Source organism: Alicyclobacillus suci (genome assembly GCF_017329615.1).
GTDB lineage: Bacteria > Bacillota > Bacilli > Alicyclobacillales > Alicyclobacillaceae > Alicyclobacillus > Alicyclobacillus suci.
The window spans coordinates 1-316 of the sequence record NZ_JAFMTW010000196.1 but is presented as its reverse complement, the minus strand read 5'-3'; the positions used below and the strand labels follow the sequence as shown (position 1 = coordinate 316).

Annotated in this window: 1 protein-coding gene; it reads right to left on the bottom strand. The window is 57.0% G+C overall.

Annotated features, from left to right (window positions below; genetic code table 11):
• Positions 1–316: transposase (locus tag J3482_RS20390; protein ID WP_206923115.1), on the bottom strand; the 316-nt coding region annotated here is incomplete at both ends.

Sequence of the window (316 nt, the reverse complement as noted above, 5' to 3'; positions counted from 1 at the left end):
AGCTTCCTGCGTCGGTTGAGCAAAGATCGTTCGGACAATGGATGAAACCATCGCCTGTGACGCTCTGGGCACCTGGCTAAGAATATTGCGCATTGTGTGGACGCGGCAGCGCTGCCACGTGGCTCCGGTCAACGCAGATCCAATCGCACTGCGAAGTCCCTCATGTGCATCGCTAATCGCCAACTGCACGCCTCGCAGTCCACGTGCGACCAGGCTTCGGATGAACGTGAGCCAAAATGAGCCGTCTTCGCTTGTGCCAATGTCAAATCCCAGCACTTCACGCTCACCGGTGTCTCTCACGCCAATGGCAATGACA